23 protein-coding genes are annotated in these 25,254 nt (G+C 58.5%); 11 read left to right on the forward strand and 12 right to left on the reverse strand.

Translation table 11 applies throughout. The annotated features are described in order from the left end of the window. The 8 genes from DSM14862_RS00060 to cysQ form a co-directional block, all read right to left on the reverse strand. Positions 1–1,698 (reverse strand): DUF5927 domain-containing protein, encoded by a 1,698-nt coding sequence (locus DSM14862_RS00060; RefSeq protein ID WP_007118343.1) that lies wholly within the window; start codon positions 1,696–1,698, stop codon positions 1–3. Further along, entirely contained in the window at positions 1,695–2,681 is a 987-nt protein-coding gene (locus DSM14862_RS00065; RefSeq protein WP_007118344.1) for a glycosyltransferase family 2 protein, read from the reverse strand. Before DSM14862_RS00065 ends, DSM14862_RS00060 begins: the two co-directional genes overlap by 4 nt. 180 nt (positions 2,682–2,861) lie before the next feature. Beyond that, positions 2,862–3,839: a glycosyltransferase family 2 protein gene (locus DSM14862_RS00070; protein WP_113075679.1), complete on the reverse strand. Its 978-nt coding sequence runs from the start codon at positions 3,837–3,839 to the stop codon at positions 2,862–2,864. A gap of 62 nt (positions 3,840–3,901) precedes the next feature. Next, the gene (gene galE / locus DSM14862_RS00075; RefSeq protein WP_007118346.1) at positions 3,902–4,885 is read right to left on the reverse strand and encodes a UDP-glucose 4-epimerase GalE; all 984 of its coding nucleotides are present in this window, start codon (positions 4,883–4,885) and stop codon (positions 3,902–3,904) included. Positions 4,886–4,902: 17 nt separating this feature from the next. After that, positions 4,903–5,796 (reverse strand): UTP--glucose-1-phosphate uridylyltransferase GalU, encoded by an 894-nt coding sequence (galU, locus tag DSM14862_RS00080; protein WP_007118347.1) that lies wholly within the window; start codon positions 5,794–5,796, stop codon positions 4,903–4,905. Between the two features lie 68 nt (positions 5,797–5,864). Beyond that, complete coding sequence (locus tag DSM14862_RS00085; protein ID WP_007118348.1) at positions 5,865–7,151, reverse strand: glycosyltransferase family 2 protein; 1,287 nt, start codon at positions 7,149–7,151, stop codon at positions 5,865–5,867. Then, positions 7,148–7,948 (reverse strand): 3-deoxy-manno-octulosonate cytidylyltransferase, encoded by an 801-nt coding sequence (locus DSM14862_RS00090; RefSeq protein ID WP_007118349.1) that lies wholly within the window; start codon positions 7,946–7,948, stop codon positions 7,148–7,150. Before DSM14862_RS00090 ends, DSM14862_RS00085 begins: the two co-directional genes overlap by 4 nt. Then, positions 7,948–8,745, reverse strand: a complete 798-nt coding sequence (cysQ, locus tag DSM14862_RS00095) for a 3'(2'),5'-bisphosphate nucleotidase CysQ (RefSeq protein ID WP_007118350.1) — start codon at positions 8,743–8,745, stop codon at positions 7,948–7,950. The genes DSM14862_RS00090 and cysQ overlap by 1 nt, the downstream gene beginning before the upstream one ends. A gap of 116 nt (positions 8,746–8,861) precedes the next feature. On the opposite strand from cysQ, the gene DSM14862_RS00100 reads away from it, so the two are divergent. After that, a complete protein-coding gene (locus tag DSM14862_RS00100) occupies positions 8,862–9,686 on the forward strand; it encodes an ABC transporter permease (RefSeq protein ID WP_007118351.1) in 825 nt (274 codons plus the stop codon). After that, on the forward strand, positions 9,683–10,291 hold the full coding sequence (locus tag DSM14862_RS00105; RefSeq protein ID WP_007118352.1) for a COG3650 family protein: 609 nt from the start codon (positions 9,683–9,685) through the stop codon (positions 10,289–10,291). Before DSM14862_RS00100 ends, DSM14862_RS00105 begins: the two co-directional genes overlap by 4 nt. A gap of 51 nt (positions 10,292–10,342) precedes the next feature. Here the strand turns inward: DSM14862_RS00105 and DSM14862_RS00110 are convergent, their stop codons facing one another. Next, positions 10,343–10,945 (reverse strand): alpha-ketoglutarate-dependent dioxygenase AlkB family protein, encoded by a 603-nt coding sequence (locus DSM14862_RS00110; protein WP_007118353.1) that lies wholly within the window; start codon positions 10,943–10,945, stop codon positions 10,343–10,345. A 207-nt stretch (positions 10,946–11,152) separates the two neighbouring features. Between DSM14862_RS00110 and dnaK the strand changes: the two genes are divergently transcribed. From dnaK to radC, 3 genes are all read left to right on the forward strand, one after another. Next, positions 11,153–13,072 (forward strand): molecular chaperone DnaK, encoded by a 1,920-nt coding sequence (gene dnaK, locus DSM14862_RS00115; protein WP_007118354.1) that lies wholly within the window; start codon positions 11,153–11,155, stop codon positions 13,070–13,072. A gap of 80 nt (positions 13,073–13,152) precedes the next feature. Then, a complete protein-coding gene (dnaJ, locus tag DSM14862_RS00120; protein WP_007118355.1) occupies positions 13,153–14,304 on the forward strand; it encodes a molecular chaperone DnaJ in 1,152 nt (383 codons plus the stop codon). Between the two features lie 115 nt (positions 14,305–14,419). After that, positions 14,420–15,181: a RadC family protein gene (gene radC, locus DSM14862_RS00125; protein WP_040700333.1), complete on the forward strand. Its 762-nt coding sequence runs from the start codon at positions 14,420–14,422 to the stop codon at positions 15,179–15,181. Positions 15,182–15,200: 19 nt separating this feature from the next. On the opposite strand, the gene DSM14862_RS00130 is transcribed toward radC, so the two are convergent. From DSM14862_RS00130 to secA, 3 genes are all read right to left on the reverse strand, one after another. Next, positions 15,201–16,760 carry a phosphate ABC transporter substrate-binding/OmpA family protein gene (locus DSM14862_RS00130; RefSeq protein WP_007118357.1) on the reverse strand — a complete coding sequence of 520 codons (1,560 nt, stop codon included), beginning with the start codon at positions 16,758–16,760 and terminating at the stop codon, positions 15,201–15,203. Between the two features lie 19 nt (positions 16,761–16,779). Next, positions 16,780–17,751: a hypothetical protein gene (locus tag DSM14862_RS00135; RefSeq protein WP_007118358.1), complete on the reverse strand. Its 972-nt coding sequence runs from the start codon at positions 17,749–17,751 to the stop codon at positions 16,780–16,782. Between the two features lie 102 nt (positions 17,752–17,853). After that, on the reverse strand, positions 17,854–20,556 hold the full coding sequence (secA, locus tag DSM14862_RS00140) for a preprotein translocase subunit SecA (protein ID WP_007118359.1): 2,703 nt from the start codon (positions 20,554–20,556) through the stop codon (positions 17,854–17,856). A 174-nt stretch (positions 20,557–20,730) separates the two neighbouring features. Between secA and DSM14862_RS00145 the strand changes: the two genes are divergently transcribed. The 6 genes from DSM14862_RS00145 to DSM14862_RS00165 all read left to right on the forward strand — a co-directional run bounded on the left by DSM14862_RS00145 (position 20,731) and on the right by DSM14862_RS00165 (position 25,252). Continuing rightward, a complete protein-coding gene (locus DSM14862_RS00145) occupies positions 20,731–21,579 on the forward strand; it encodes a peptidylprolyl isomerase (RefSeq protein ID WP_007118360.1) in 849 nt (282 codons plus the stop codon). A 3-nt stretch (positions 21,580–21,582) separates the two neighbouring features. Beyond that, positions 21,583–22,809, forward strand: a complete 1,227-nt coding sequence (gene argJ, locus DSM14862_RS00150; protein WP_007118361.1) for a bifunctional glutamate N-acetyltransferase/amino-acid acetyltransferase ArgJ — start codon at positions 21,583–21,585, stop codon at positions 22,807–22,809. Positions 22,810–22,813: 4 nt separating this feature from the next. Next, positions 22,814–23,212, forward strand: a complete 399-nt coding sequence (mutT, locus tag DSM14862_RS00155; RefSeq protein WP_007118362.1) for an 8-oxo-dGTP diphosphatase MutT — start codon at positions 22,814–22,816, stop codon at positions 23,210–23,212. A gap of 115 nt (positions 23,213–23,327) precedes the next feature. Continuing rightward, positions 23,328–23,450, forward strand: coding sequence for a hypothetical protein (locus DSM14862_RS21780; protein WP_007118363.1), 123 nt, complete (start codon positions 23,328–23,330; stop codon positions 23,448–23,450). Between the two features lie 81 nt (positions 23,451–23,531). Beyond that, positions 23,532–24,449 carry a diacylglycerol/lipid kinase family protein gene (locus tag DSM14862_RS00160; RefSeq protein WP_007118364.1) on the forward strand — a complete coding sequence of 306 codons (918 nt, stop codon included), beginning with the start codon at positions 23,532–23,534 and terminating at the stop codon, positions 24,447–24,449. Continuing rightward, entirely contained in the window at positions 24,446–25,252 is an 807-nt protein-coding gene (locus tag DSM14862_RS00165; RefSeq protein WP_007118365.1) for a metallophosphoesterase family protein, read from the forward strand. The genes DSM14862_RS00160 and DSM14862_RS00165 overlap by 4 nt, the downstream gene beginning before the upstream one ends. Positions 25,253–25,254 lie beyond the last annotated feature (2 nt).

A 25,254-nucleotide genomic window follows, 5' to 3' on the forward strand; every position in this document is an offset into this window, starting at 1 on the left:
TTATTTCACCAGATAGGGTTTCGGGGAAGGCTTGGCATCACCAGTCACACCTTGGGCGACCGGAAAATCACCCATCAGATAGGGGTGCATGCCTTGGTTCTTGAGGTTTTGCAGAAACTGGCCGAAACCGTTCAGGTCCACCATGCGCGGCGCCTCTGACAGGCGGCGCAGGCGGGTGGGGCCAATCTCATCCAATATCAACTGCAAAGGCTCCATCGGTGCTTCGATAAATTCGGCCATGGTCCAGATCCGCACCCGCGCCTTGGCGTAGGGTGACCGCAGAATATCCATATGCTTGCTTTCAACCTGCTGCAGTTTCGCGGCCCGGCGGCGGATATCGGCAAAATCGAGGTTTGAGCGGAACAGCGGCACCGCCCAAGCGCCAGTGATGACCGAAATCTGCGCATTAGGGTCTTTGGCGACGCGCCAGTTGATGTCTTGATTGTCCATCGGGCCGAATTGGAAACACTGACGCTCGCCACGCGTGTTCCAGATCAGATTGGCTAGAAATGCGCTGCTATTATGATCCCGCAGCACCGGATTATCCGACAACGCCCCGCTCAACGCCGTCTGCCCATCAGCGAAATGCGCACGATCGGGCGCAAAGAGATGGCCATGCACCCGCGCTTCGGTGGCGCGGCTCAGCCAATGCTCGAAATCTTCAAAGATCTCGGCAAAGCCCTGAAACATCGAATAGGGCGCGGCGGTGACACCATTCTCCCAATCTTCATTGGGAAAGCGGCTTTGCATATAGAGCCCGGCGCGGCCACGCGTCCGCCGTTCCACCGCCTTGGCAAAAATGCGGTCGATCTTACCGGGGTTCGGTTCGGTCCTTTTCATCGCACCGGCAGAGTCAGTCAAAAACGCATCATAGAGCCGGTCTGCGTGCGGCCAAATCTTGCGGGCGACAAAACAGTCTGAGCGGCGCAAAAGCTGGAGGTGATCGTCGTAAAAGATATGCGGTTTACCCTGAAAATCGAACTTCGATAGGGTCAGCGACCGGCTTTCGATCTTGCTGGAATAGAGCCGCGCAAGGGTCTGGAAATAGCTCTCATCAGGAATCCAGACACGGCGAAAGAACTTGTCATATGTTGGCCGGTCAGGGTCTTGCAGGATTGCCGACAGGGTGCGCCGGGTCAGGCACCACCACTGCGACCCCATATGCGGCACAATTCCACGCGGCATTCGGCGTTTAAGGGGCAGCAGGCGCTGTACCTCTACCGCGCGGTCAAACAAATAGCGATTGCGCCGCCACGAGAAAGGGAAGCGCAGGGTGAACCGCTCTTCATCCAGCCCGCCTACGGTCCAAGGCACATCTCCCGTGGTGGCGCTTTCGATGAAATCGGTCTGGGGGCGCGCCTCGAGATAGTCGATCAATTCCTGCACCGGGCGCAGCGGCAGACAAGAGCCGGAGGCCAGATAGACATGGCGCACTTTGGGAAAGCTCGACAGCATGACCTCCGCCGCGCCTTGGGAGGCGGCGACTATGCCCCAAGTGCCCCACTCGCAACGCTTGCGCGGGCAAAACCGTACATCTTTCAGGTCGGATAATGACGCCACAAAGGCATCATGCGCGCGCCGGGGCACGGCCTTGTCGATATGGATCACCACCGGGCAGCCCGCCGCGGCCCAATGCCGGGCGACCTGCTCGGCGCGGTCCCATGCGTTGTGCACCAACATGACGATCCCGATGCTCATGCCCAGTTCCCTTTTGACATGAGCCCGAGAATCTCAAGCTGGCGCCAGTTGATGTACCGCTCCGACCATTTGCACCACAGTTGGGGGTCGTCCTTTAAGCGGTCGGCGTAGGCTTTGTATTCAACCGACGCCGCGTAATGCTCGCTGCGCTGCAATTCCTCTGCCGCTTTGGCGCCAAAAGTGTCTAGGAACTTGGCATGGAGCAGCACGCCCGAGGCTTTCTCTCCGCCGCCTTCTTCGTAAACGCGGTTCAGCCCGCGCGGCAAAAGCATGTGGGTGGAACTGACATAGGCATAGCGCCGGTCCCATTTGACCAAGGGGATCTTGTTCAAAGCAGGCGCCTTTTCAGGCTCATCGGGAAAGAAGCCCCGCGACCGCGGCCCGCCTTGGATCCAAAGGTTGGTATATTTTTGATTGCGCGTGATCGTGTAGTTGCCGCTGTCAAACCAATGCGCGATCTCAAGCGGGTCTTGCCCTGCCTGATACGGTTCCGCATCGATCCGCCCCTTGGGATAGACATCAATCAGCATCGCGCCAAAGCTGCGGATTTCGCTGTTGTCGAGCCAGTCCGTCAGCGCGCGGATCGGTCTTGTGTCGCTGAACGGGTAGACAAAGAATTCGTCCGGGTCGGCTACCAGCACCCAATGGCCATGGGCGTATTTGCGTTTGAGGTAATTCATCCAGTCGACGCCGAAACCAGCCCGCCGATAGCTGGCATTGGTCTGCCAGATCGACACATCCTTCATGCCGCGCAAGTAGTCGACACTGCCATCGTCTGACCCATTGTCCACAAAGAGAAAATGGCCGATCCCCATGTCGCGGTAATACTGCAAGAAAAAGGGCAGCCGGATCTGCTCGTTGCGCATTGTGCAGACCAAAAGAATATCATCGCGGGCGATGGCACGGGTGTGGTCCTGCACCGACGTCAGCTCGGTGGATTTGCGCACGGCCCGGATCAAGAGCCTCTTGCGCCGCAACCGCATCCGGTAAGAGTCCCAAAGCCTCACGTCTACTCCATATCCTGCCCAAGGAAGCGCTGGTGAGGCTCGGATGGGCCTCTGTCTTCCTCGCCACTTTTTTGGTCAATATGTCATGGGTGGTGTTTACGAACAACGCATTTAGAAAGCGTTAGGCGCGTTCAAAGCGCTACCGCCCCCCTAATTTCAAAGCGGGCGCATCAACCCGATCTCGACCAGTCGCTCGGGCCCAGTGTAGCGTTCCGAGCCGTCGTGCCACATATCAGGCGCCGCGCCGATTTGGTCGTAATAGCTGTCGAACTGTTCGGGCGTGTGAAAATGCTGCTGGCGGGTCTTTTCTTCGCGCGACTTTACGATTATCTCTGGCAGGAATTTCGTATGCAGCAAGACGCCCGAGGGCGCCGCCCCGCCCGGCCCGTCATAGAGCCTGTTTAGGCTCGGCGGCAACAGCGAATGGGTCGAATTGACATAGACGTAGCGCCGGTTCCAGCGGATCAGCGGGATCTTGTTCAGGGTCGGAGAACGCTCCGGCCTGTCGGCAAAAAACACCCGTTCTCGTGCCCCGCCCTGCACCCAAAGATTGCCCATCGGGTCCTGCCGCTGCGCGCGATAGGGGCCGGGATCGAACCAGGGCAGCACGGTGCTGGGGTCTTGTCCCGGCGCATAGTCCTGCGCCCCCAGCGGCCCTTTGGGATAGATATCGAGCATCAGCGCGCCAAACCCCCTGCGGCCCTTTTGCTCCAATTGGCGGGTCAGCGCCCCCAGTCCGTGCTCTTTCATCCCGGTATAGACCAGCAATTCGTCTGCATCCACTGTCAGGCACCAGCGCCCGTGCCCATAGCGGATCAACAGCCACCCCAGCCAATCCAACCCAAAACGGGCCTCGCGGTAACTGGCGCGCGTGTGCCACAGGGTGACATCTGGCGCCGCCGATAGCATCTCTACGCTGCCGTCATCACTGCCATTGTCCACGACCAGAAAATGCGCCACGCCCATCTTGCGGTAGTGGTCTAGAAAGTACGGCAACCGCGCGGCTTCGTTGCGCAGCACCACAAAGGCCAACACGCCCTGATCGGGGATTTGCGGGCCGCCGTCTTGCTGAAGGGTCAGCTTGTGACGCGCACGCCACGCACGCCACAACAGCCGCCGACGTTTCCAGCGCATCCGAAAGGCCCCCATCAAACCACGCGGCTTTCGGCCGGGTTTGGGGGGCTGTGCCTTCGTGCTCACTTTGCGTAATGGCCGGTTTGGTGCCAGTTCCAAGCGTCGGAAATCATCTGTTGCAGGGTCGAGCGTTCGGGCCGCCAGCCCAATTCCTCAACCGCGCGGGAAGAGCCCGAAACCAGCTTGGTACAATCACCCGGCCGGCGTGGGCCGATCTCATGCGGGACTCTCTGGTTGGTCACGGCGCGACTGTGGTCCAGCACCTCGCGCACCGAAAACCCGCTGCCAGTGCCAAGGTTGAACACCCGGCTGCCCTTGTCGGCCTGCAGCCATTTCAGACCCAAAACATGGGCATCGACCAGATCGCAGACATGCACATAGTCTCGAATGCAGGTGCCGTCCGGGGTTGGATAGTCATCGCCAAAGACGGTCAGCGCCGCCCGTTTCCCGGAGATTGCGTCAAGCATGAGGGGGATCAAATGCGTTTCCGGTTGATGGAATTCGCCCACCTCACCTTCAGGATCTGCACCAGCCACGTTGAAATAGCGGAAAATGACGTGCTGCAGACCGTGCGCCGCTTCGAAATCGCGCAGAATGTCTTCGATCGCACGCTTGGATGCCCCATAGGCGTTAATTGGATATTGCGCGCTGCTTTCGTTTAAAACAACATTGTCCTGATCACCGTAGGTCGCGCAGGTGGACGAAAAGACGAACCGCTTGCAGCCTGCAGCCACCGCCGCCTCAATGAGGGTAAGTGAACCGCTGACGTTGTTACGCCAGTAGAGACCAGGCTCTGCCATGCTCTCACCCACTTGGCTGAGCGCCGCGAAATGCATGACGCCAATGGGACGATATTTGTCAAAGACCTCATCAAGCCGCGCCCGATCTTGCAAATCGCCTTGCTCAAACGGGCCGAATTTAACCGCATCGCGCCAGCCGGTCGCAAGATTATCGAAAGTCACGGGTGTGAAACCCGCCGTCTTCAACGCCTTACAGGCATGCGAGCCGATATAGCCCGCACCCCCGGTTACCAGTACGTTTTCCATGTCGCGCCTTCCTGAACTTACTGCGCCGCCCGATCGATTTGAGCGATGCTTTGCAGGTAGGCCGATAGGTCGTCGCGCAGTTCCTCACGGGCAAGCCCAAAGGCCACAGTCGCCTGCAAAAATCCAGCTTTAGAGCCACAATCAAACCGTTGACCACGGAAGCGGAACCCATAAACCTCGCGGTCTTGCTCAATTTCTTGGGCAATCGCATCGGTCAGCTGGATCTCTCCACCGGAGCCAGATTTCAGCTTATTGAGATTTTTCAGGACATTTGGCGACAGAATATAACGCCCGATCACCGCAAGGTTCGAAGGTGCCTCATCAGCGGCTGGTTTCTCAACCATGCCTTTGACCTTCACCAGATCGCCGCGCTCTTCACTTGTATCGAGGATGCCGTAGGAGGAGGCACGAGACGGTTCAACTTCCATCGCGGCGACCATGCTGCCGCCGGTTTCCTCATAGGCTTCGACCATCTGCTGCAAGCAGGGTTTCTCAGCCGCGATAACGTCATCGGGCAGCATCACGGCAAAGGGTTCGTTGCCGATTAGACGGCGGGCGCACCAAACTGCGTGACCAAGACCAAGTGCTTTGTGCTGACGGATATAGGCAATCGCACCACTGTCCATATTGGTGTCTTGTAGAATCTGAAGAAGCTCGGTTTTCCCCTTCTTGCGCAACTCCTGTTCAAGCTGCGGCGCATGGTCGAAATAATCCTCCAACGCGCCTTTGCCGCGCGAGGTCACGAAAATGAATTCCTTGATCCCAGCAGCCCGCGCTTCGTCAATTGCATATTGAACCAGCGGCCGATCTACGAGAGTCATAATCTCCTTCGGCACCGACTTGGTGGCAGGCAGAAAGCGTGTTCCTAATCCAGCAACGGGGAAGATCGCCTTTGTTACCTTCTTGCGCATGTTAATCCTTACAAATTATTCGAAATATACAGAGCGCCACGGTCAATCTTACCGACGCTTTTCTACCGCTAACAATCATCGCTGAAACCACGCTGCCTGGCAACTCGCCTGACTTCGGTTTTCAGCCTATCCCGCCGCCGGTTTAAGCGAAAAACCGCCTCATTCCGCGCAGATTTTCCATATATTCCACCAGTTTGCAGCCAGATAGCGTTAGCGGGGTCGAAGACAACATGGTGATACAAAGCCGTAGGCGAAAGACTGATTAAAGTTACGATTTCGCCGGAATCGACGCGCTTTGCAGCATTGGCGCGGTCTTTGGCCAGCTTTATGGGCCGCGTGAACATCGCCACGCTGCGGCGCGGACGGGCCGGAAATATGCGAAATGCACTGGCAGGCTCTTGCGCGATCATTCCTGCGCCGAGGGGGCGCTCAACTCCTTTTGCGTGTCCCTGATCCAGCCTGTGCAGCAGCCGGGCAACATCACGCGGCTCCAGTCCGCCACTCACCATATGACGCAATAACCGTCGGCGTTCATCTGCGCGCAAACGCGCCCACTGGGCAGCGCGCTCTGTCTGGGGCAAATGTTTGCGGTGAAACACCGCCCAGCTGGCGCCGATGTCAAAAAGGTCACGGGGGACCCGGTTGGCACTGCGCATGTGGTTGGCGGCAAAGCCATGATGGACCTCGGCCAAGGGGGCAATCGCGGTAGCATGGCCCGCCCGCGCGAGACGCATGTTTAAATCGGTTTCGTCTAAGTAGTAGTGAAAGGCAGGATCAAAGCCGCCTAAGCTGACCAAGACCTCACGGCGAAAGGCCATATTCGTGCCTTCAGTCTTGATCGCTCCGCCTTGCGGGGGCAGCAGAACGCTGAAGTTTTCAGGGTCAACGTCCAACTTTTCCGGCGTACCTTGTGCGTTTAGTTGGCGCGCGCGATACTGGAAGGATATTCCATTTCGCCCCCGGACAAAGCCAGTCATGGCCGCGACTTCGAGCTGCTGCGCTGGCGCCATTAAATGGCGCAACCACTGCGGCTCTGGCACCGCATCATCGTCGATGAAGGCCACCACCTCTCCCGCCGCCTGAGCGACCCCAAGGTTGCGCGCGGCAGAGATATTGGGCGTGTCAAACGCCACCAATTTCAATGCATCCGCAAAAGGCATGTCGCGGGCCACAGCCGCCCCCGTAGGATCGGCCACGACGATAACTTCAAAAGGCGCATATTGAAGCTGCCCCACCCCCGTCAGGCAACGCCGCAATGCTTCAGGTCGATTTCGGCTGACAATCACGATGCTTACAGGCACGCCGCTTTCCAGTGCAGCGCTTTCCGGTGCAGCACTGCCGGGGGTGGTTGTCATTCCAATCCCATTTTCGCCATCATAGCTTCGAGCTTTGGAACGTCTTCGGGGTTGTTCAGCTCCCAGAATTCGCGCCCCTTGGCCTCAACCTCGGCACAGAGCACCGAACGGCCATTCTCAAGGAAGCGAAGCTGCTCCAATCCTTCCAATTGCTCCAGCGGGCCCACAGGCCAGCTTGGATATTCCGCCAAGGCTTCGGGGCGATAGGCATAGACACCGACATGGTGGAAAACCGGGGTCGCATCTGTGTCACCATAGGTCTTGCCAGTGTAAGGAACGACCTCTTTCGAGAAATAGAGCGCCTGATTGTCGGCACCAAAAACCGCCGTGGTGCCGCCGACCCGGCCTGCTTTGCGGTCGCCCAACAGACTGTTCAGCGTGGCGCCATCACAGCGCAGCACCGGGGTGGCGATCTCGGCGTCAGATTTGTCTTTTAGCCCCTGTACCAGCCCTTCGACAAACCAATGCGGCGTCAATGGCGCGTCGCCTTGCAGGTTCACCACGATGTCATACCCCCCGCCCAGCGCGGCATGGGCCTCAGCGCAGCGCTCGGTGCCATTGGCGCAGGCCTCCGAAGTCATCACCACCTCGGCACCAAAACCTTCGGCAGCTTCGCGGATGCGGGCATCATCGGTGGCCACGACAACGCGGTCCACACCTGATACGGCGCAGGCCGCACGCCAACTGCGTTCGATTAGGGTCTGTTTCTTGCCTGACGCACCGGTCAGCGCGACAAGCGGCTTGCCTGGATAACGGGTCGAGGCGTAGCGGGCGGGAATAACAATAAGTACTGACATCAGCCCGCTTTCAGATCAACGCCCGGCGCATGGGCGATAAAGTAAGGGTTGGCGAAATCTTCTTTGCCGTAGGTCAGCGGTGTAAGGTCGTCAAAACGCACCACCGCGCCCCCAGCGCCATTCAATACGGCATGACCTGCGGCAGTGTCCCATTCCATCGTGCGGCCCAGACGCGGGTAGAGATCAGCCTCGCCCGTGGCCACAAGACAGAACTTCAGCGAAGACCCTGCGGAGGTCATGTCGCGGACGCCGTATTTGCCAATGTAGTCGTCGGTCGCCTGATCGCGGTGCGATTTGGAGGCGACAACCATAAGGGCCGAATTGTCTGGGTTAGAGACGGAAATCGCCTTGGTCTCACCCAGTTGATCCTTGGCGAAATCGCCAATTTCCTCAACCGATTGCCCATCGGCTTGGGTAAAGAACATCCGCGATTTGGCAGGGGCGTAGACAACACCGCGGGTCGGGATGCCCTTTTCAACCAGTGCGATGTTCACCGTGAAATCACCCCGGCGGTGGACAAACTCTTTCGTCCCGTCCAACGGATCGACGATCAGGAATGTGTCGCCCTTGGCAGAATGGGTCGCAGATTGCTCTTCTGTCACCAACATCATGTCGGGGAATGCGGCGCGCAGTCCTTCGGAAATGATCGCGTCGGCGGCTTCGTCAGCAGCAGTAACGGGGCTATCGTCAGACTTTGATTTCACCTCAAAATCGTCTTGACCGTAGATCTCCATGATCTTGTCCCCGGCTTCCAATGCCAGCCGCCGCATTTCTACGACCAAGTTCTCGTAATCCATTTCGCCTCCGGCCCTGCGGGCTGTCGTTGCTTCAATTAATCATTTCCCTTATGCTTTGCAGCTAACGGAACAGCAAGAATTCCGTGCCACGTTAGGGCTTCGTCAAGGACGCGCGCATGTTCCAATCTAATAGAAAGCCGAAATCCGGCATCGGGACCGCCATTGCTATGGCGGAGCTTATCTATCACTCCGTCGTGCGCAATGTGCGCAAGCAGCACAACAATGCCCTGATCGCCATCGCCATGAACATGTTGCAGACGGTGATGTTTGTGGTCGCGTTCTATGTGATGTTCTCAATCCTTGGTATGCGCGGGTCTGCCGTGCGGGGTGATTTCCTTGTTTATCTAATGTCGGGGATCTTCCTTTATCTGACGCATGTGAAAGCCCTGGGCGCGGTTGCAGCTTCAGAAGGGCCAGCAAGCCCGATGATGCAGCACGCCCCTATGAATACGATCATCGCCATCGCCTCGGCAGCGGTTGGGTCGCTTTATATTCAGGTGCTGTCGCTCTTTGCGATCCTTTTCATCTACCATGTCGCTGTCACCCCAATAACCATTGACCAGCCAATCGCTGCCTTTGGCATGTTGCTGACGGCGTGGTTTACCGGTTGCGCGCTTGGGCTGGTGATGCTGGCGATTAAACCGTGGTTTCCCTCTTTCGTGACGATCTTTTCGACAATCTATCAGCGGGCCAATATGATCGCCTCGGGCAAGATGTTTCTGGCCAACTCCCTGCCCGGCTATATGCTGGCGATGTTCGACTGGAATCCGCTGTTTCACAGCATTGACCAAGCGCGCGGCTTTGCCTTCATCAACTACAACCCACGCTTCAGCAATTGGGAGTATCCGCTTTGGGTGGGGCTTGTCCTGTTGATGATCGGGTTGATGGGTGAATTCTATACCCGCCGACATGCCTCTATCAGCTGGAATGCTCGGCGGTGAGGCTGCTCGCAGTCCTCTTTTGTTTCTGGGCGCTTCCCGCTTTAGCGACACAGGATGCATGGCCCGCACTTTATGACGTAAGCGATGTGGCGACTGATGATGTACTGAACGTTCGCCAAGCCCCCGATGCCGGCGCGCCAATCATTGGCAGCTTCGCGCCTGATGCCGAAGACATCGAAGTGATCCGCCCTGATGACCGTTATGTCTGGGGATTGGTGAACACCAGTGAGGGCAGCGGCTGGGTCTCTCTGCGCTATCTGGCGCGGACCCCCGGTCAATGGCAGGGCGCGATGCCTGCTGTGGCACGATGCGCCGGGACAGAGCCGTTTTGGTCGCTGGAGGTGGCAGGTGAGGCGCTGATTTACACCGCGATTTCTGATACTGCGCGAGACTATCGCCATACGCAATCTGGTCCCGCACAGGGGCGGCGGGACAGTTTTCACTTGATTGCAGAGGGACCAAACGGCACGGCCATCGCCACAGTGTCGGCCCGCGCCTGTAGCGATGGCATGTCAGACCGCGCCTATGGGTTGGCGGTCGATCTCCTTTTGCAGGGGGGTGACGGTTGGCAACATCAGACGGGGTGCTGTTCGCTCGGCCGCTAATGCCCGGACTTTTTTAAAAAAGTCCGCAACCGTTTTCTTTTAAAGAAAACGTCACTCCACCACCCGCAGCGTCAGATTGATCCGCCCCCCTTTGGGCAGCAGCGTCGATGTGCCGGACTTGATCCGATCGACCCCATGATAGGTCAGCCGCGCGTCGCCGCCCATCACCACCACATCCCCCGATTGCAGCCAGATCGATTCCGTCTTGCCGCCTCGGGTCAGGTTGCCAATGCGGAACAGCCCGTCGTCCCCTAAAGACACCGACACCACGGGCCACTGAAAATCGGCCTCATCCCGGTCCTGATGCAGCCCCATGCGCGCATCTGCGTCATAGTAGTTGATCAGACAACATTCGGGCCGCCGCTCTAGACCCGTCAATTGATCCCAGATCGCCAGTATCGGCGCGGGGATCTCTGGCCAAGTCTGACCGTCAGGGTGTTCGGCAACATAGCGATAGCCGCGCCGATCCGAAAACCAGCCATAGCGCCCGGCGGCTGTCATACGGACAGACATACGCCCACCGCGCGGCACCTCAGGGCGAAAGAACGGCGCTTGTCGCACCACGCCGCGCACCGCCTCCAGCACCTCCTGCTGGGCGGCCCTTCCCAGAAACTCCTTGTGAATATTAAAGCCGCGCAGGCGCAAAGCAGTCATTCTTCGTTCTTCCTCACTCGTTTGGCAAAAACATCACGGAATCGCGACCATCCTGACCAGCCAATGGTTGCAGGGTGCAAATACCCTCCCTATATACGCTCCGAACCGTCGAAGGCACGTGGTCTTCGATGTCATCAGATCGGGGCAGGATGCCGAAACGGGTCCGCGCCTCGTGTCATCGCCTTAGATTCAAAGAGGGATCGAAATATGTCCAAAGTAATCGGTATTGACCTTGGCACCACCAACAGCTGTATCGCCATCATGGATGGCAGTCAGCCTCGTGTGATCGAAAACGCCGAAGGCGCGCGCACAACGCCGTCGATCGTTGCTTTCACCGACGATGAGCGCCTTGTCGGCCAGCCGGCGAAACGCCAGGCGGTCACCAACCCAGAAAACACTGTCTTTGGTGTTAAGCGCCTGATCGGCCGCCGCAACGACGATGCGGATCTGGCCAAAGACAAAAAGAACATGCCGTTCAACGTCATTGATGGCGGCAACGGCGACGCATGGGTGCAAGCCCGTGGTGAGAAATACTCCCCCAGCCAAATCTCGGCCTTCATCCTCGGTAAGATGAAAGAAACCGCAGAAAGCTATCTGGGTGAGGAAGTCACGCAGGCGGTTATCACCGTGCCCGCATATTTCAACGACGCCCAGCGTCAGGCCACCAAAGATGCAGGCAAAATTGCCGGCCTCGAAGTTCTGCGGATCATCAACGAGCCGACAGCCGCCGCGCTGGCCTATGGTCTCGACAAAGAGAACACGCAAACCATCGCGGTCTATGACCTCGGCGGCGGTACATTCGACGTGACCATCCTTGAGATCGACGACGGCCTGTTCGAAGTGAAATCCACCAACGGCGACACGTTCCTTGGCGGTGAAGACTTTGACATGCGCATCGTCAACTACCTTGCGGATGAGTTCAAAAAGGCCAACGGCGTTGACCTGACGCAAGACAAGATGGCGCTGCAGCGTCTGAAAGAAGCTGCCGAGAAAGCCAAGATTGAGCTTTCCTCGTCCAGCCAGACCGAGATCAACCAGCCCTTCATCTCGATGGGCAAGGACGGCTCGCCGCTGCACATGGTCATGAAGCTGACCCGCGCCAAGCTGGAAAGCCTTGTGGGTGATCTGATCAAAGCCTCCATGAAGCCCTGCGCCGCAGCGCTGAAGGATGCGGGCCTCTCGGCTTCCGACATCGACGAAGTCGTGCTGGTCGGTGGTATGACCCGTATGCCGAAAGTCGCAGAAGAAGTGACGAAGTTCTTCGGTAAGGAGCCACACAAGGGTGTGAACCCTGACGAAGTTGTGGCCCTTGGTGCTGCCATTCAGGCCGGTGTTCTGCAAGGCGACGTGAAAGACGTGGTTCTGCTGGACGTGACACCGCTGTCCTTGGGTATTGAAACCCTTGGTGGCGTCTTCACCCGCTTGATCGACCGTAACACCACGATCCCGACGAAGAAGTCTCAGGTCTTCTCGACCGCCGAAGACAACCAGAACGCTGTGACCATTCGGGTTTTCCAAGGTGAGCGTGAGATGGCTGCCGACAACAAGATGCTCGGTGCTTTCAATCTTGAGAACATCCCGCCTGCCCCGCGCGGCATGCCACAGATCGAAGTGACCTTTGACATCGACGCCAACGGCATCGTGTCCGTGGGCGCGCTCGACAAAGGCACCGGCAAAGAGCAGAAGATCACGATCCAAGCGTCGGGTGGTCTGTCGGATGCGGATATCGACAAGATGGTCAAGGACGCGGAAGAGAATGCCGAGGCGGACAAATCCCGTCGCGAGCTGATCGAAGCGAAAAACCAAGCGGAATCGCTGATCCACTCGACCGAAAAGTCGCTGGAAGAGCATTCCGACAAGGTTGACCCAACCACCGTCGAAGCGATCGAGCTGGCCATTGCCGCGCTGAAAGACGAACTGGAAACCGACAACGCCGACAAGATCAAATCCGGCATCCAGAACGTCACCGAAGCGGCCATGAAACTGGGCGAAGCGATCTACAAAAACGCTCAGGATGAAGGCAACGACGACACCGCACGGCCTTCGGACGCTCAGCAATCGCAGGGTGGCGACGACGACATCCTCGACGCCGAGTTCGAAGATCTGGACGACGACAAGCGCGCGTAAGCGTGAAACGGAACCTGTGAAAGGGCCGGTCCGTCAGACGGGCCGGCCCATCACGTTCCAGCGCAGGAGCATGATAACCCATGGCAAAACGTGACTACTACGAGGTGCTTGGCGTTGCCAAAGGGGCCTCTGCCGACGAGATTAAGAAGGCCTACCGCAGCAAGGTCAAAGACCTTCACCCCGACCGCAACAAAGACAACCCAAACGCCGAAGCCCAGTTTAAAGAAGTGGGCGAAGCGTATGACGTGTTGAAAACCGACGACAAGAAAGCGGCTTATGATCGCTACGGCCACGCCGCCTTTGAAGGTGGTATGGGCGGCGGTCGTCCCGGCGGCGGCATGGGCGGCGGTCAGGGCGATTTCTCTTCGGCCTTTTCCGATGTATTCGACGATCTCTTCGGTGACTTTATGGGTCAGCGCGGGGGTGGCGGCGGTGGCCGCCGTGCCGCGCGCGGCGCTGATTTGCGCTACAATCTGCGCATCTCCCTCGAAGATGCCTTTTCGGGCATGCAAAAGTCGATCACCGTTCCGGCCTCTGTCCAGTGCGATTCATGTGACGGCAGCGGCGCCGAGGGCGGCGCAGAGCCTTCAACCTGTCCGACCTGTTCGGGCATGGGCAAGGTGCGCGCCCAGCAGGGTTTCTTCACTGTTGAACGCACCTGTCCCACCTGTTCCGGCATGGGTCAGATCGTCAAGAATCCTTGCAAGAAATGCCGCGGCGCGGGCCGTGTTGAGAAAGAGCGCACGCTCTCGGTTAATATCCCCGCAGGCGTTGAGACCGGCACCCGTATCCGGCTTGCCGGTGAGGGCGAAGCGGGCATGCGCGGCGGACCGTCGGGCGACCTCTATATCTTTATCGAGGTGGCTGATCATGAGCTCTTTGAGCGTGACGGGCCGAACCTGTTCTGCCGTGTCCCCGTGTCGATGAGCACCGCCGCCTTGGGTGGTAATATCGAAGTGCCCACCATCGACGGTGGCCGTGGCCGCGTGCAGATCCCCGCAGGCAGCCAATCGGGTCGCCAGATGCGCCTGCGTGGCAAGGGCATGCCGCCGCTGCGTGGCGGTGGGGTCGGTGATATGATCATCGAACTGGCGGTTGAAACCCCAGTGAACTTGACCAGCCGTCAGAAAGAACTGCTTCAGGAGTTTGCGGGCGAAGCCCAGAACAACAATCCCGAAAGCAGCAATTTCTTCTCTTCTGTCAAATCCTTCTGGGATTCGATGAAGGGCTAAATCCGTCGGGCAAGGCGTGTCGCGCGCCTTGCCCGCAACCATGGATGGAGAAGGTAAATAGCACGTGAAAACGCTGTTAACCGAATCCTAACCACCTTCGCGCAAAATTCTGGGCATGACCCGTATTCCGAGAACCCTTGCTGATCAGCCCCTTCCCTTCCTCATGGACGAAGCGCGCAAACCGCCGTCCAACACGGGCAAGCAACCCTCTTATATCGCAGATCATCGACAGCGTCTGCGCAGCCGTTTCATCGACGGCGGCGCAGCGGCCATGCCGGATTATGAGATGCTGGAACTCGTTCTTTTCCGCGCGATTCCGCGCCGGGACGTCAAACCGCTCGCGCGCGAATTGCTGGACAGGTTCGGCGATTTTAACCGCGTTATCACAGCCCCTGCCGCGCGCTTGCGGGATGTCAAAGGCATCGGAGAGGCGGTAATCGTCGAGCTTAAGATCGTTGAGGCCGCGGCCCAAAGGCTGGCCCGCGCCAAGGTTCTCAAGCGGCATGTCGTGGCCTCTTGGGACGCCTTGCTGGACTACTGTCACACCACCATGGCCCATCTGGAGACAGAGCAGTTTCGCGTTCTATATCTCGACCGGAAAAACATTCTCATCGCGGATGAAGAACAGGCCAAAGGCACGGTCGACCATGTGCCGGTCTACCCCCGCGAAGTTGCCAAACGCGCGCTAGAATTGAATGCCAGCGCGATTATCCTCGTGCATAACCACCCGTCTGGGGATCCCAGCCCGTCACGTTCGGATATCGACATGACACATCAGGTCGCCACTGCCTGCGACGCATTGGGGCTTACACTGCATGACCACCTAATCATCGGCAAATCACGCGAGTTGAGCTTTCGGAACGAGGGTCATCTTTAGGACGGCGCGCTGCATCCCCTTAACGCACCCAAACCTCTACCCGACGGTTGGCCTGACGGCCCCACTCACTGTCATCACAGGCAATCGGCATGGCCTCACCAAAGGCATCCACCCGCAGATCGATGCGCGACAGATTGGCGGTTACCGCAGCGGCACTTACGGCGCGTTGCACAGCCTCGGCACGGCGCAGGGCGATCTCGCGATTAGCCCTTGCTGCGCCCTCACCATCGCTAAACCCTACAAACATCAGCCTCCGCGCGTCATACTGCCCCTGCTCAAGCGCGCGCGCCAACTGTTGAACGTTGGACCGTGACTGCGCATCCAGCCGGATCGAGCCTGCCTCAAACCGGAACGAAGTCGTCAGCCGGGCCATGGGCACCAACGTCGCCGTCATGCGCTGCAACTCTCCCAATGGCGTTTCGATACCGGCGGTGATGATCGCATTGGCAAAACGGTTGCCCTGCTCCTCCACCGGTATTTCTTCGGGTGTTTGATCCACAAAACCGGCACGCCGAATAACAATCTGCGCCGAAGGGCTGCGGGTAAAGGCCAGAAACTCTCGCGTGATGAGGGGCAATCGGCGGGCGGGGAAGTAAAGGAACATCGGCGCGGTCAGCGGGTAATCTTCGGTTTTGATCGTGCGCCGCGCGGCATCCAGCGCAAATCCGCAGTCGCCGCCGAGGGTCAGCACCTCTGTTCCGCCCTGCTCGGCATAGCTGGTGATGCCAAGGGCAAAGACATCCTGCGCCACGGCATCGGCAAGGCTTTCGGGCATCGCGTGACGGATTACATCCGCGCTCAGTTCCAGTCCCGCAGGGGTCAACACCTGATCGACGATGGCTTGGCTAAGCCCGCCATTCGCTGTCGGCATGTGCAGCTCAATGGGGGCATCCGGCCCGCCAAGACGCTGCCAGTTCTTAATCTCACCCGCAAAGACCCGCGCCAAAGTGAGCGGGGAAATTTGTTTCACCGGGTTGGACGGTGCCACCACCGGTACCACGGCATCCAAGGCCAGAACCCGGCTGCGGTTGGCCCCTGTCAAATCGCCCAAACCGGCCTCTCGTGCGTTGATCCGCTCTTCCCGGCGCACCTCGCGCAAGGCCATAACCACATCAGCTTCGTCCGCCAAAAGATCGGCAAAACCCTCGTTGGTGTTGGTCGCCCGAAAGTCAAAACGCGCAGCCAGCTTGCTGTCGTCCTTACGTGTAAGCAGCAGCGCGAAACGCCCGCCTTCACCCTCTTCGCGGCCGACCGAATAGCCTTGCCGCTCTGCGAAGGCGTCGATCAGCGCGGGCATCAACAAGGCCCCCATCGTGGCGGAACCCGAAAAGCGTACTTCGGCGACGAAGTCCTCAAGGTTGGGGCATCCCGGCCCGGTGCAGGACACGCCGCTGCTGTCGACGGTCAGCTCACCATAGTCGGTGTCGACCCGATAGAATTCGCCATCAAAGCCCAGCATAGTGCCGCTAATCTCGACACTGCCATCGCGTGAGGTGAGCGCGACATCCTGTGCCGCCAGCGTTCCCGCAGTAAAAAGCAAAAGTGCGGCGCTGATCGCCGCACGTTTTAACCCGTTCATCAAGACCTACCCGGTTGCGTTAGTTCTGCGCGACTTTCAGGTCTTGGAGCAAATTATTCAACACCAGAAAGTTGCCAACCGCATCACAGTCCGGCACGGCGAGGGTCAGGTTCTGAGTTTTCACCTGATCGCTGCCGCGCAATTCCAGCGCTTGCGCTTCGATCTCAAGGCCGCAATTGGCCTCGCTGACCTCAGCCTCAACACTGAGCGCGACATCGCCTTCCTGCCCCGCTGCGGCGACCGGGAAACTATAGACCTCGGCCATCAGAGGGTCGGAAGTGTCGGTGTCACCGTTACGCGTCATGAAGCCCCCTTCGCCAAGCACGGCTGCCGTCATATCGCGCGGCGCGCCGGACCAGACATGGCCCGCATCGCCGTAATCGGCGCCAAACTCACGGGCATGAAGCTCAAAGCCCGCAGCACCTTTCCACTGCAGCACGATACGGTTGAAGCCAGACAATTCTGACACCGAAGTTTGCGCCACAGCGCCGTCGCCATTGCCAAAGGCAAGGATGAAGACAGCCTCTTCGGCCAAGGCGGGCACGGTGACGTTCAACTGGCCTTTGTCGTCGGTCACTTCGGTAAAGATCATCCCGTTATGATGCACGGTCAGCCGCTCATTGGGCAAGCACGCGGCGTCTAGCGTCAGTTTTACCATCGCTGCAGCCACGGCTTCGGCCTCGGCGGTGATATCGCAAGCCGCGGTGATTGCCGTGCTGTGGCTATCTGGCGCGGGCGGCAGGCTTTGTGGCGCCGCAGCCTTGATCACCTGATTATCCAGCGCGGGAAGTGCAATGGGACTGTCGAGTGCTGCCGAGGTCAGGGTGATGCCCTCAACCTCTAACAAAGCGCCATTGTCGGCCACGGGGTGTGCCGCTTCAGCCGACCCATAGCGTTGTTGCGCCGTGTCGGAGCTTTGCATGACAAAGCCGATACCCACGGCACAGGCCAAAGTGCCGACAGCCGTCAGAATTTCTTTAGTGCGCCGCATAACAAGTCCCCTTCAACGGATTCGTTGGAGACTTTATGCGCGGAGATCAGGGCCGAGGTATGGCCCTGACAAGCCAAGTTATGGGCGAAAAGGTGGCGCCGCTTATTTGATCTCGCCGTGGCAATGTTTGAACTTTTTGCCAGAGCCACAGGGGCAGAGATCGTTCCGCCCTGGGTTGCCCCATGTGGCGGGGTCGTTCTCATCAAAGCCCGGCGCAGCCGCTTCGGCCTGCTCAGAGGCCTCATCGGCAGCCTCGGTCGCGGCGGCTTGCATGGCGGCCTGACGGTCGGCCATTTCCTGCATCATCTCGCGGCGCTGCTCTTCGCTCATCGGTTGGATCTGACCCAGCTTTTGGGTCACGTCCTGCCGCAGACTATCAAGCATCGTCTCAAACAGCTGGAAAGCTTCGTTCTTGTACTCGTTCAGCGGATCACGCTGCGCGTAGCTGCGGAACCCGACGACCGACCGCAGATGCTCCAACGTCAGCAGGTGGTCGCGCCATTTGGTATCGATGGCCTGCAACAACAGCTGCTTTTCAATGTTGCGCATGTTTTCTTCGCCAAAGGCGGCAGCCTTTTTGGCCATAAGCTCATCCGTGGCCTTCATCAGACGTTCGCGGATCACCTCATCATCCACGCCGTCTTCTTCGCACCACGCGATGATCGGCACGTCGACGTTCAACTGCTCGATCACCGCAGCATAAAACCCTTGGGTGTCCCACTGATCGGCGTAGGTCTTGGGCGGCATATATGTGTCGATCAGATCGTCGATCACCTGCTCGCGCATATCGGTGACGATCTCATTGAGGTTGTCGGCTTCCATGATCTCGCGACGCTGGCCAAAGATCACTTTGCGCTGCTCGTTCATCACGTCGTCGAACTTCAACAGCTGCTTACGGATGTCAAAGTTGCGGCCTTCGACCTTCGCCTGCGCACGCTCCAGCGATTTGTTCACCCAAGGGTGCACAATCGCTTCGCCTTCTTTCAGGCCCAGCGTGGTCAGAACTTTCTCAAGCCGCTCAGAGCCAAAAATGCGCATCAGGTCGTCTTCGAGCGACAGGAAGAAAGAAGTGCGGCCCGGATCACCCTGACGGCCCGAACGGCCGCGCAGCTGGTTGTCGATCCGGCGGCTCTCGTGACGCTCAGACGCCAGTACATAAAGGCCACCGGCCTCTAGCACCTTTTGCTTTTCCTCGGCGTGCTGTGCTTCGATCTGCGCACGGATGTTCGCCGGGTCCGCATCTGGGTCGGCGTCCAGCGCTTCAAGCACTTTCAACTCGACGTTGCCGCCCAGCTGAATGTCGGTGCCACGGCCTGCCATGTTGGTGGCGATGGTAACTGCACCCAACTTGCCGGCATCGGCGATGATCTGTGCTTCTTGCTCGTGCTGACGGGCGTTAAGCACGTTATGCGCGACCCCGTCGGCGGTCAGCATGGTGCTCAGCTGTTCGGACTTTTCGATTGAGGTGGTGCCGACAAGGCAAGGCTGACCCTTGGCGTGGGCTTCCTTCACCTTTTCGATCATCGCCTCGTATTTTTCACGCGCGGTGCGGTAGACGGCATCGTCCTCGTCCACACGTGCAATTGGCACGTTGGTCGGCACTTCGACCACGCCAAGGCCGTAGATCTCGGCAAACTCCTCGGCTTCGGTCAGGGCCGTACCGGTCATACCGCCCAGCTTGTCGTAAAGGCGGAAGTAGTTTTGGAAGGTGACAGAGGCGAGCGTGATGTTCTCTGGCTGAATCTCGACGCCTTCTTTGGCCTCGATCGCCTGGTGCAGGCCGTCCGAAAGACGGCGGCCCGGCATCATGCGGCCCGTAAATTCGTCAATCAACGTCACGGAACCATCGCGAACGATGTAATCCTTGTCGCGCTGGAACAGCTTATGCGCGCGCAGACCTTGGTTGACGTGATGCACGATGGTTGTGCTTTCGGGATCATAAAGGGTCATGCCCTCTTCGATCAGATCTCGGGCGCGCAACTGCTCTTCAAGGAACTCGTTGCCGTCATCGGTGAAGGTGACGTTGCGGGTTTTCTCATCCAGCTCGTAATGCTCTTCTGTCAGCGAAGGGATCAGCGCGTCAATGATCTGATACATCTCGGAACGGTCCTGCGAGGGACCGGAGATGATCAGCGGCGTCCGCGCCTCGTCGATCAGGATGCTGTCAACTTCATCCACAACAGCAAAGTTATGCCCGCGTTGCAGCATGTCCGACAGGCTCGACTTCATGTTGTCGCGCAGATAGTCGAAACCCAACTCGTTGTTGGTGGCATAGGTGATGTCGCAAGCATAAGCCGCGCGTTTCTGGTCTTCGGGCATGCCGGAATAGGCGACACCTGTGGTCAGCCCCAAAGCGCCAAAGACTTTGCCCATCCACTCAGCGTCACGCTGGGCGAGGTATTCGTTAACGGTGACGATATGCACGCCCTTATGGGTCAGCCCGTTCAGATAGGCGGCAAAGGTCGCGGTTAGGGTCTTGCCCTCACCGGTTTTCTGTTCGGCGATATTGCCCTGGTGCAAGAAAATCCCGCCCAAAAGCTGCGTGTCAAAGGCGCGCAGGCCCAATGTGCGGCGCGCAGCCTCCCGGCAGTTTGCAAAAGCTTCGGGCAGCAGATCATCAAGGCTTTCGCCCGCATCGGCGCGCTTGCCAAGCTCGGCTGTGCGCATCTTGATCTCGTCATCGCTCAGCTTTTCGAACTCGGGCTCCAGCGCATTGATCTGTGCCACAAGTGGACGGGTCGCCTTGATCTTCCGGTCGTTTGGCGTGCCAAAGACCTTTTTGGCGATTGTTCCGATACCCAGCATGTAATCTCCCGCCGAAGTTATGATGTCTTGCGCCGACCTGCTTGCCGAGCGCCATAGCAGCCCATAGATAGTGGATGAGCCCGCGCCTCTTAGCGCCATAAGGCGATGTAAGGGGCGTGCCATACACTGTCAATGTAGCAGCCTTGCTACGAACGAAGCGATTGGACCCCAACCATGCAAAAACCCCTCACTTTTCTGTCGTCTTTGGCGCTTGCCGCCGCTGTGGCGCTGCCTGTAGCTGCCCAAGACGAGCCGGGTGTCGACACGGTTGTTGCCACAGTCAACGACACCGAAATCACGCTTGGGCATATGCTCGTGGCGCGTGCCACTCTGCCCCAGCAGTATCAGCAGTTGCCTGATGACGTGCTGTTCCAAGGCATCCTTGATCAGCTTGTGCAGCAGACAGCCCTTGCCGACAGCTTTACCGGCGAATTGCCGCCGCGCGTGACACTGTCGATCGAAAACGAGACCCGCTCGCTCACCGCGGGCGAGGCAATCGAAGGCGTTATGGCCGAAGATGTCAGCGACGAAGAACTGCAAGCCGCCTATGACGCGCAGTACAAAGACGCCGAGCCTGAGCAGGAATTCAACGCCTCGCATATCCTTGTTGAGACCAAGGAAGAAGCCGACGCGATCAAGGCTGAACTCGAAGGCGGTGCGGACTTTGCCGAAGTTGCCAAAGAAAAGTCGACCGGCCCCTCCGGCCCCGGTGGCGGCTCATTGGGCTGGTTTGGCCCCGGCATGATGGTTCCCGAGTTTGAAGAAGCCGTCGCCGGCATGGAAGCAGGTGGCGTGTCTGAGCCGGTGGAAACTCAGTTTGGCTGGCATGTTATCAAGCTGAACGAGACCCGCACCGGTGAAGCGCCCGCGCTTGAAGACGTGCGCGAAGAGCTTGAAACCCAAGTGCGCCAAACCAAGGTGCAGACAGCCATCGAAAGCCTGACTGAGGCCGCCAAGGTTGACCGCAGCGCCGCAGAAGGCATCGACCCCACTGTTCTCAAAAACACAGAATGGCTGAACTGATCCATGGGTAAATCACTGGCTGTCTCGCCGCTCGCCCCGGCCCGTTTTCCCGACCTTCCGGTCATTGACGGCGTGACATTCGCCACCATCGCCGCTGGCGTGCGCTATCAAGGCCGCACCGATGTGATGTTGGCGAAGCTAGCAGCAGGCAGCGCTGTGGCGGGGGCGTTCACACGCTCCGCCACCCGCGCGGCCCCGGTGCTGGACTGCCAGGCAAAAATCGGCGGCGCCTCTGACGAGGGCGCCGCCATTGTCGTGAACTCTGGCAATGCCAACGCCTTTACCGGGCGTGGCGGCACCGACGCGGTTGAGGCAATCACCGCCGCCGCCGCCGAGACCTGCGGCGTGCCGCAGTCGCGGGTGTTCACTTCCTCCACTGGGGTTATCGGCGAACCGCTGCCCCATGAGCGCATCACCGCTGTACTTGGCGATCTAAACGGAAAGCTAGACCCTGCGGGCATCGAAGACGCCGCACGGGCGATCATGACGACAGACACCTTTCCCAAAGGCGCCAGCGCGACGGTGGAAATCGACGGCAAAACCGTCTCTATCGCCGGTATCGCCAAAGGGTCCGGCATGATCGCACCTGATATGGCGACGATGCTGGTCTACATCTTTACCGATGCCGTCATTGCGCAAGACAAGCTCCAGCAGCGCCTATCGACCCACACAGAGACCACGTTCAACTGCATTACCGTGGATAGCGACACCTCCACCTCGGACGCGCTGATCATGGCCGCGACGGGTGCCTCTGGGGTTGATGTTTCGGATAACGAAGATTTCGACGCAACGCTGCGCAACCTTATGCTGGATCTGGCACATCAAGTGGTTAAAGACGGCGAAGGCGCGCAGAAATTCGTCGAAGTAGCGGTGACTGGTGCCTCAAACGATACCGAAGCCAAGGTTCATGCCATGGCCATCGGCAATTCGCCACTGATCAAAACCGCCATCGCAGGCCAAGACCCCAACTGGGGCCGCGTCGTTATGGCGATCGGTAAATCCGGCGCTGCAGCAGACCGAGACCGCCTATCGATCCGGTTTGGCGATGTCGAAGTTGCCCGCGATGGCTGGCGCAGCCCAGACTATTCCGAAGAGGATGCGGCCGCGCATATGAAGGGCCAGAACATCGTCATTGGTGTCGATCTTGGGCTCGGTGAAGGCGCTTGCACGGTTTGGACCTGTGACCTGACGCACGGCTACATCGACATCAACGCCGACTATCGGTCCTGATCTTATGAAGACAGTGCTCGTGTCTGCCGCTGCGTTGATCGATATCGACGGTCGCGTACTTTTGGCGCAGCGGCCAGAAGGCAAGGCAATGGCTGGCCTCTGGGAATTTCCGGGCGGCAAAATCGAACCCGGAGAAACGCCAGAGCAGGCATTGATCCGTGAGCTGCACGAAGAACTGGGGATCGAGACATGGGAATCCTGTCTCGCCCCACTGACCTTTGCCAGCCACAGCTACAGCGATTTTCATCTGCTGATGCCGCTGTTCGCCTGTCGCAAATGGGGCGGCACCCCGGTGTCGCGTGAAGGGCAAACGCTGAAATGGGTGCGTCCAAACGAAATGCGCGCCTATCCGATGCCCGAAGCAGATGTGCCACTCATTTCAATTTTACGTGATTGGCTCTAGCGCACAGTGGCTAAATTGCACTAGTTATCGGCAAACGCTCAGCATCTTGCGTATAATTTAACCATTAGCGCATCATCCTGAGGCAGAGTTATAACATCTGTATGAAAGTGCCGACATGCTGAGAACCATCACGACCGGAAGTTCCATCTACGTTCAGGGTATCTTTGTAAAAATGCTGGCCGGTGGCCGCATGGCCGTTCAAGTTGACGGTAAGATTTTCGAAGGCAAACCAGTCTAAGAAAATCTTGGCGGAACGCCTATTTATGTGAACAATTAGGCGTTCCGGCGCGTTTTCCCATACCATTTGGTAGGGAATATTATGTCACCGAAACGCGCAATCGTCATCCTGAACCATGGTTCAGGCCGCCAAGACGGTGAACAAGCTGAAGCCACTATCCGAAACGCCTTTGCGCGGCACGGGGTAACGGCAAAATTTATCTACATCGACAAACGGAATGTCCCCGCCGATGCCGCGCGGGAGGCTTTGTCGTCGGGCGATGGCCTAATTGCTGTGGCTGGCGGGGATGGCACGATCTCGGGGGTATCTTCGGCGATGGTCGGCCAAGATCGGCCGCTTGGGATTATCCCTCAGGGCACGTTTAATTACTTTGCGCGTTCAATGGGCATCCCCGAGGATCTTGAAAAGGCGGTAGACCTTATCGCTACGGGCCAAAGCCGTCCGATACATGTGGCCACCATCAACGGCGAGACCTTTCTTAATAACGCCAGCATTGGCGCGTATCCCGCGATCTTGAAAACACGGGAAGGGATCTATCGACGTTGGGGCCGCAGCAGGATTGCAGCCTATTGGTCCGTCATCAAAGCGCTCATGGGGTTTCGTACGACACTCAAGCTGACCATCGCAGTGGACGGTAAACAACGCACATTACATACGTCCCTCGTCTTTGCGGTGAACAATGCCTTTCAACTCGACCAGATGGGCCTGGATGGGCAAGACTGCATCGCACGTGGTGACATGGTGTTGCTTGTCGCCCCTGACACCTACCGTTTTGGCCTGCTGCGCCATGCCGTGGCACTGGCGATCGGTACCGCCAAACCTCATACCGACTATGAAATGCTCTGTGGGTCCGAAATCGAGATCCACATGAAACAGCGTAAACGCTATGTCGCACGGGATGGGGAAGTTGCTGTGATGGCCGGCCCCTACCGGCTTGCCCGTGCAACTTCTCCCATCCAGATTTTCGTACCGGATGCTGCGAAGGAGAGCGTGAGATGAGCCGTTTGATTCACCTTTCTGACCTCCACTTTGGCAAGGACCGGCCTGACCTTTTGGCTCCTCTACTCAGTGCTGTGAACGGCTATGACCCTGATCTCGTGATCATTTCAGGCGATCTCACGCAACGCGCACGCGAGAAAGAATACCGCGCGGCGCGGGCGTTTATTGACCGGATAAATGCGCCGGTCCTTAGCGTGCCAGGCAACCATGACATCCCGCTGCATCGGCCCTTTACGCGCTTTCTGACGCCGTGGCGCTATTATCGGCACTGGATTGACCGTGATCTGACCCCGGTACACGAGGGGCCGGATTTTATCGCTGTCGGGATCAACACGGTGGACCGATTTAAATGGCAGACAGGCAAATTGGGTCTCCGCCGTCTGCGGCGCGCATGCCGCGCCCTTTCAAGAGGGGGCGAGAACACCTTGCGGATTGCGGTCTGTCATCACCCTTTGGACCACCCCACGGAAACACAGAAACGCCCGATCCCCGGTGCCAAGCGCGCATTGCGCCGCCTGCTCGACTGCGGTGCTGATCTCATTCTATCGGGTCATTTGCACATCTGGCACGCAGGGACTTTTGCGCATCCAGCGCCTGAACATGACGGGCATCTCGCGATTCAGTTGCACGCGGGCACCAGCCTTTCCTCCCGCCAGAGGGGGGAACCGAATGATTTCAACTTGATCGATATTTCGCCCCTCCACGTCAATCTTTCACGGATCAGCTTTGACGACGCAAAAGGAGCCTTCACAAAAGCAGAGGCCCGGCAATTTGACCGGGCCTCTGGGGAATTCGTAGTCTAAGC

It is taken from the genome of Sulfitobacter indolifex, assembly GCF_022788655.1.
GTDB lineage: Bacteria > Pseudomonadota > Alphaproteobacteria > Rhodobacterales > Rhodobacteraceae > Sulfitobacter > Sulfitobacter indolifex.

Excerpts from the sequence above, each read along its gene's own strand:
- DSM14862_RS00060 (WP_007118343.1), bottom strand. The coding sequence starts at position 1,698 with ATGAGCATCGGGATCGTCATGTTGGTGCACAACGCATGGGACCGCGCC.
- DSM14862_RS00065 (WP_007118344.1), bottom strand. The coding sequence starts at position 2,681 with ATGCGGTTGCGGCGCAAGAGGCTCTTGATCCGGGCCGTGCGCAAATCC.
- DSM14862_RS00070 (WP_113075679.1), bottom strand. The coding sequence starts at position 3,839 with ATGCGCTGGAAACGTCGGCGGCTGTTGTGGCGTGCGTGGCGTGCGCGT.
- galE (WP_007118346.1), bottom strand. The coding sequence starts at position 4,885 with ATGGAAAACGTACTGGTAACCGGGGGTGCGGGCTATATCGGCTCGCAT.
- galU (WP_007118347.1), bottom strand. The coding sequence starts at position 5,796 with ATGCGCAAGAAGGTAACAAAGGCGATCTTCCCCGTTGCTGGATTAGGA.
- DSM14862_RS00085 (WP_007118348.1), bottom strand. The coding sequence starts at position 7,151 with ATGACAACCACCCCCGGCAGTGCTGCACCGGAAAGCGCTGCACTGGAA.
- DSM14862_RS00090 (WP_007118349.1), bottom strand. The coding sequence starts at position 7,948 with ATGTCAGTACTTATTGTTATTCCCGCCCGCTACGCCTCGACCCGTTAT.
- cysQ (WP_007118350.1), bottom strand. The coding sequence starts at position 8,745 with ATGGATTACGAGAACTTGGTCGTAGAAATGCGGCGGCTGGCATTGGAA.
- DSM14862_RS00100 (WP_007118351.1), top strand. The coding sequence starts at position 8,862 with ATGTTCCAATCTAATAGAAAGCCGAAATCCGGCATCGGGACCGCCATT.
- DSM14862_RS00110 (WP_007118353.1), bottom strand. The coding sequence starts at position 10,945 with ATGACTGCTTTGCGCCTGCGCGGCTTTAATATTCACAAGGAGTTTCTG.
- dnaK (WP_007118354.1), top strand. The coding sequence starts at position 11,153 with ATGTCCAAAGTAATCGGTATTGACCTTGGCACCACCAACAGCTGTATC.
- dnaJ (WP_007118355.1), top strand. The coding sequence starts at position 13,153 with ATGGCAAAACGTGACTACTACGAGGTGCTTGGCGTTGCCAAAGGGGCC.
- radC (WP_040700333.1), top strand. The coding sequence starts at position 14,420 with ATGACCCGTATTCCGAGAACCCTTGCTGATCAGCCCCTTCCCTTCCTC.
- DSM14862_RS00130 (WP_007118357.1), bottom strand. The coding sequence starts at position 16,760 with ATGAACGGGTTAAAACGTGCGGCGATCAGCGCCGCACTTTTGCTTTTT.
- DSM14862_RS00135 (WP_007118358.1), bottom strand. The coding sequence starts at position 17,751 with ATGCGGCGCACTAAAGAAATTCTGACGGCTGTCGGCACTTTGGCCTGT.
- secA (WP_007118359.1), bottom strand. The coding sequence starts at position 20,556 with ATGCTGGGTATCGGAACAATCGCCAAAAAGGTCTTTGGCACGCCAAAC.
- DSM14862_RS00145 (WP_007118360.1), top strand. The coding sequence starts at position 20,731 with ATGCAAAAACCCCTCACTTTTCTGTCGTCTTTGGCGCTTGCCGCCGCT.
- argJ (WP_007118361.1), top strand. The coding sequence starts at position 21,583 with ATGGGTAAATCACTGGCTGTCTCGCCGCTCGCCCCGGCCCGTTTTCCC.
- mutT (WP_007118362.1), top strand. The coding sequence starts at position 22,814 with ATGAAGACAGTGCTCGTGTCTGCCGCTGCGTTGATCGATATCGACGGT.
- DSM14862_RS21780 (WP_007118363.1), top strand. The coding sequence starts at position 23,328 with ATGCTGAGAACCATCACGACCGGAAGTTCCATCTACGTTCAGGGTATC.
- DSM14862_RS00160 (WP_007118364.1), top strand. The coding sequence starts at position 23,532 with ATGTCACCGAAACGCGCAATCGTCATCCTGAACCATGGTTCAGGCCGC.
- DSM14862_RS00165 (WP_007118365.1), top strand. The coding sequence starts at position 24,446 with ATGAGCCGTTTGATTCACCTTTCTGACCTCCACTTTGGCAAGGACCGG.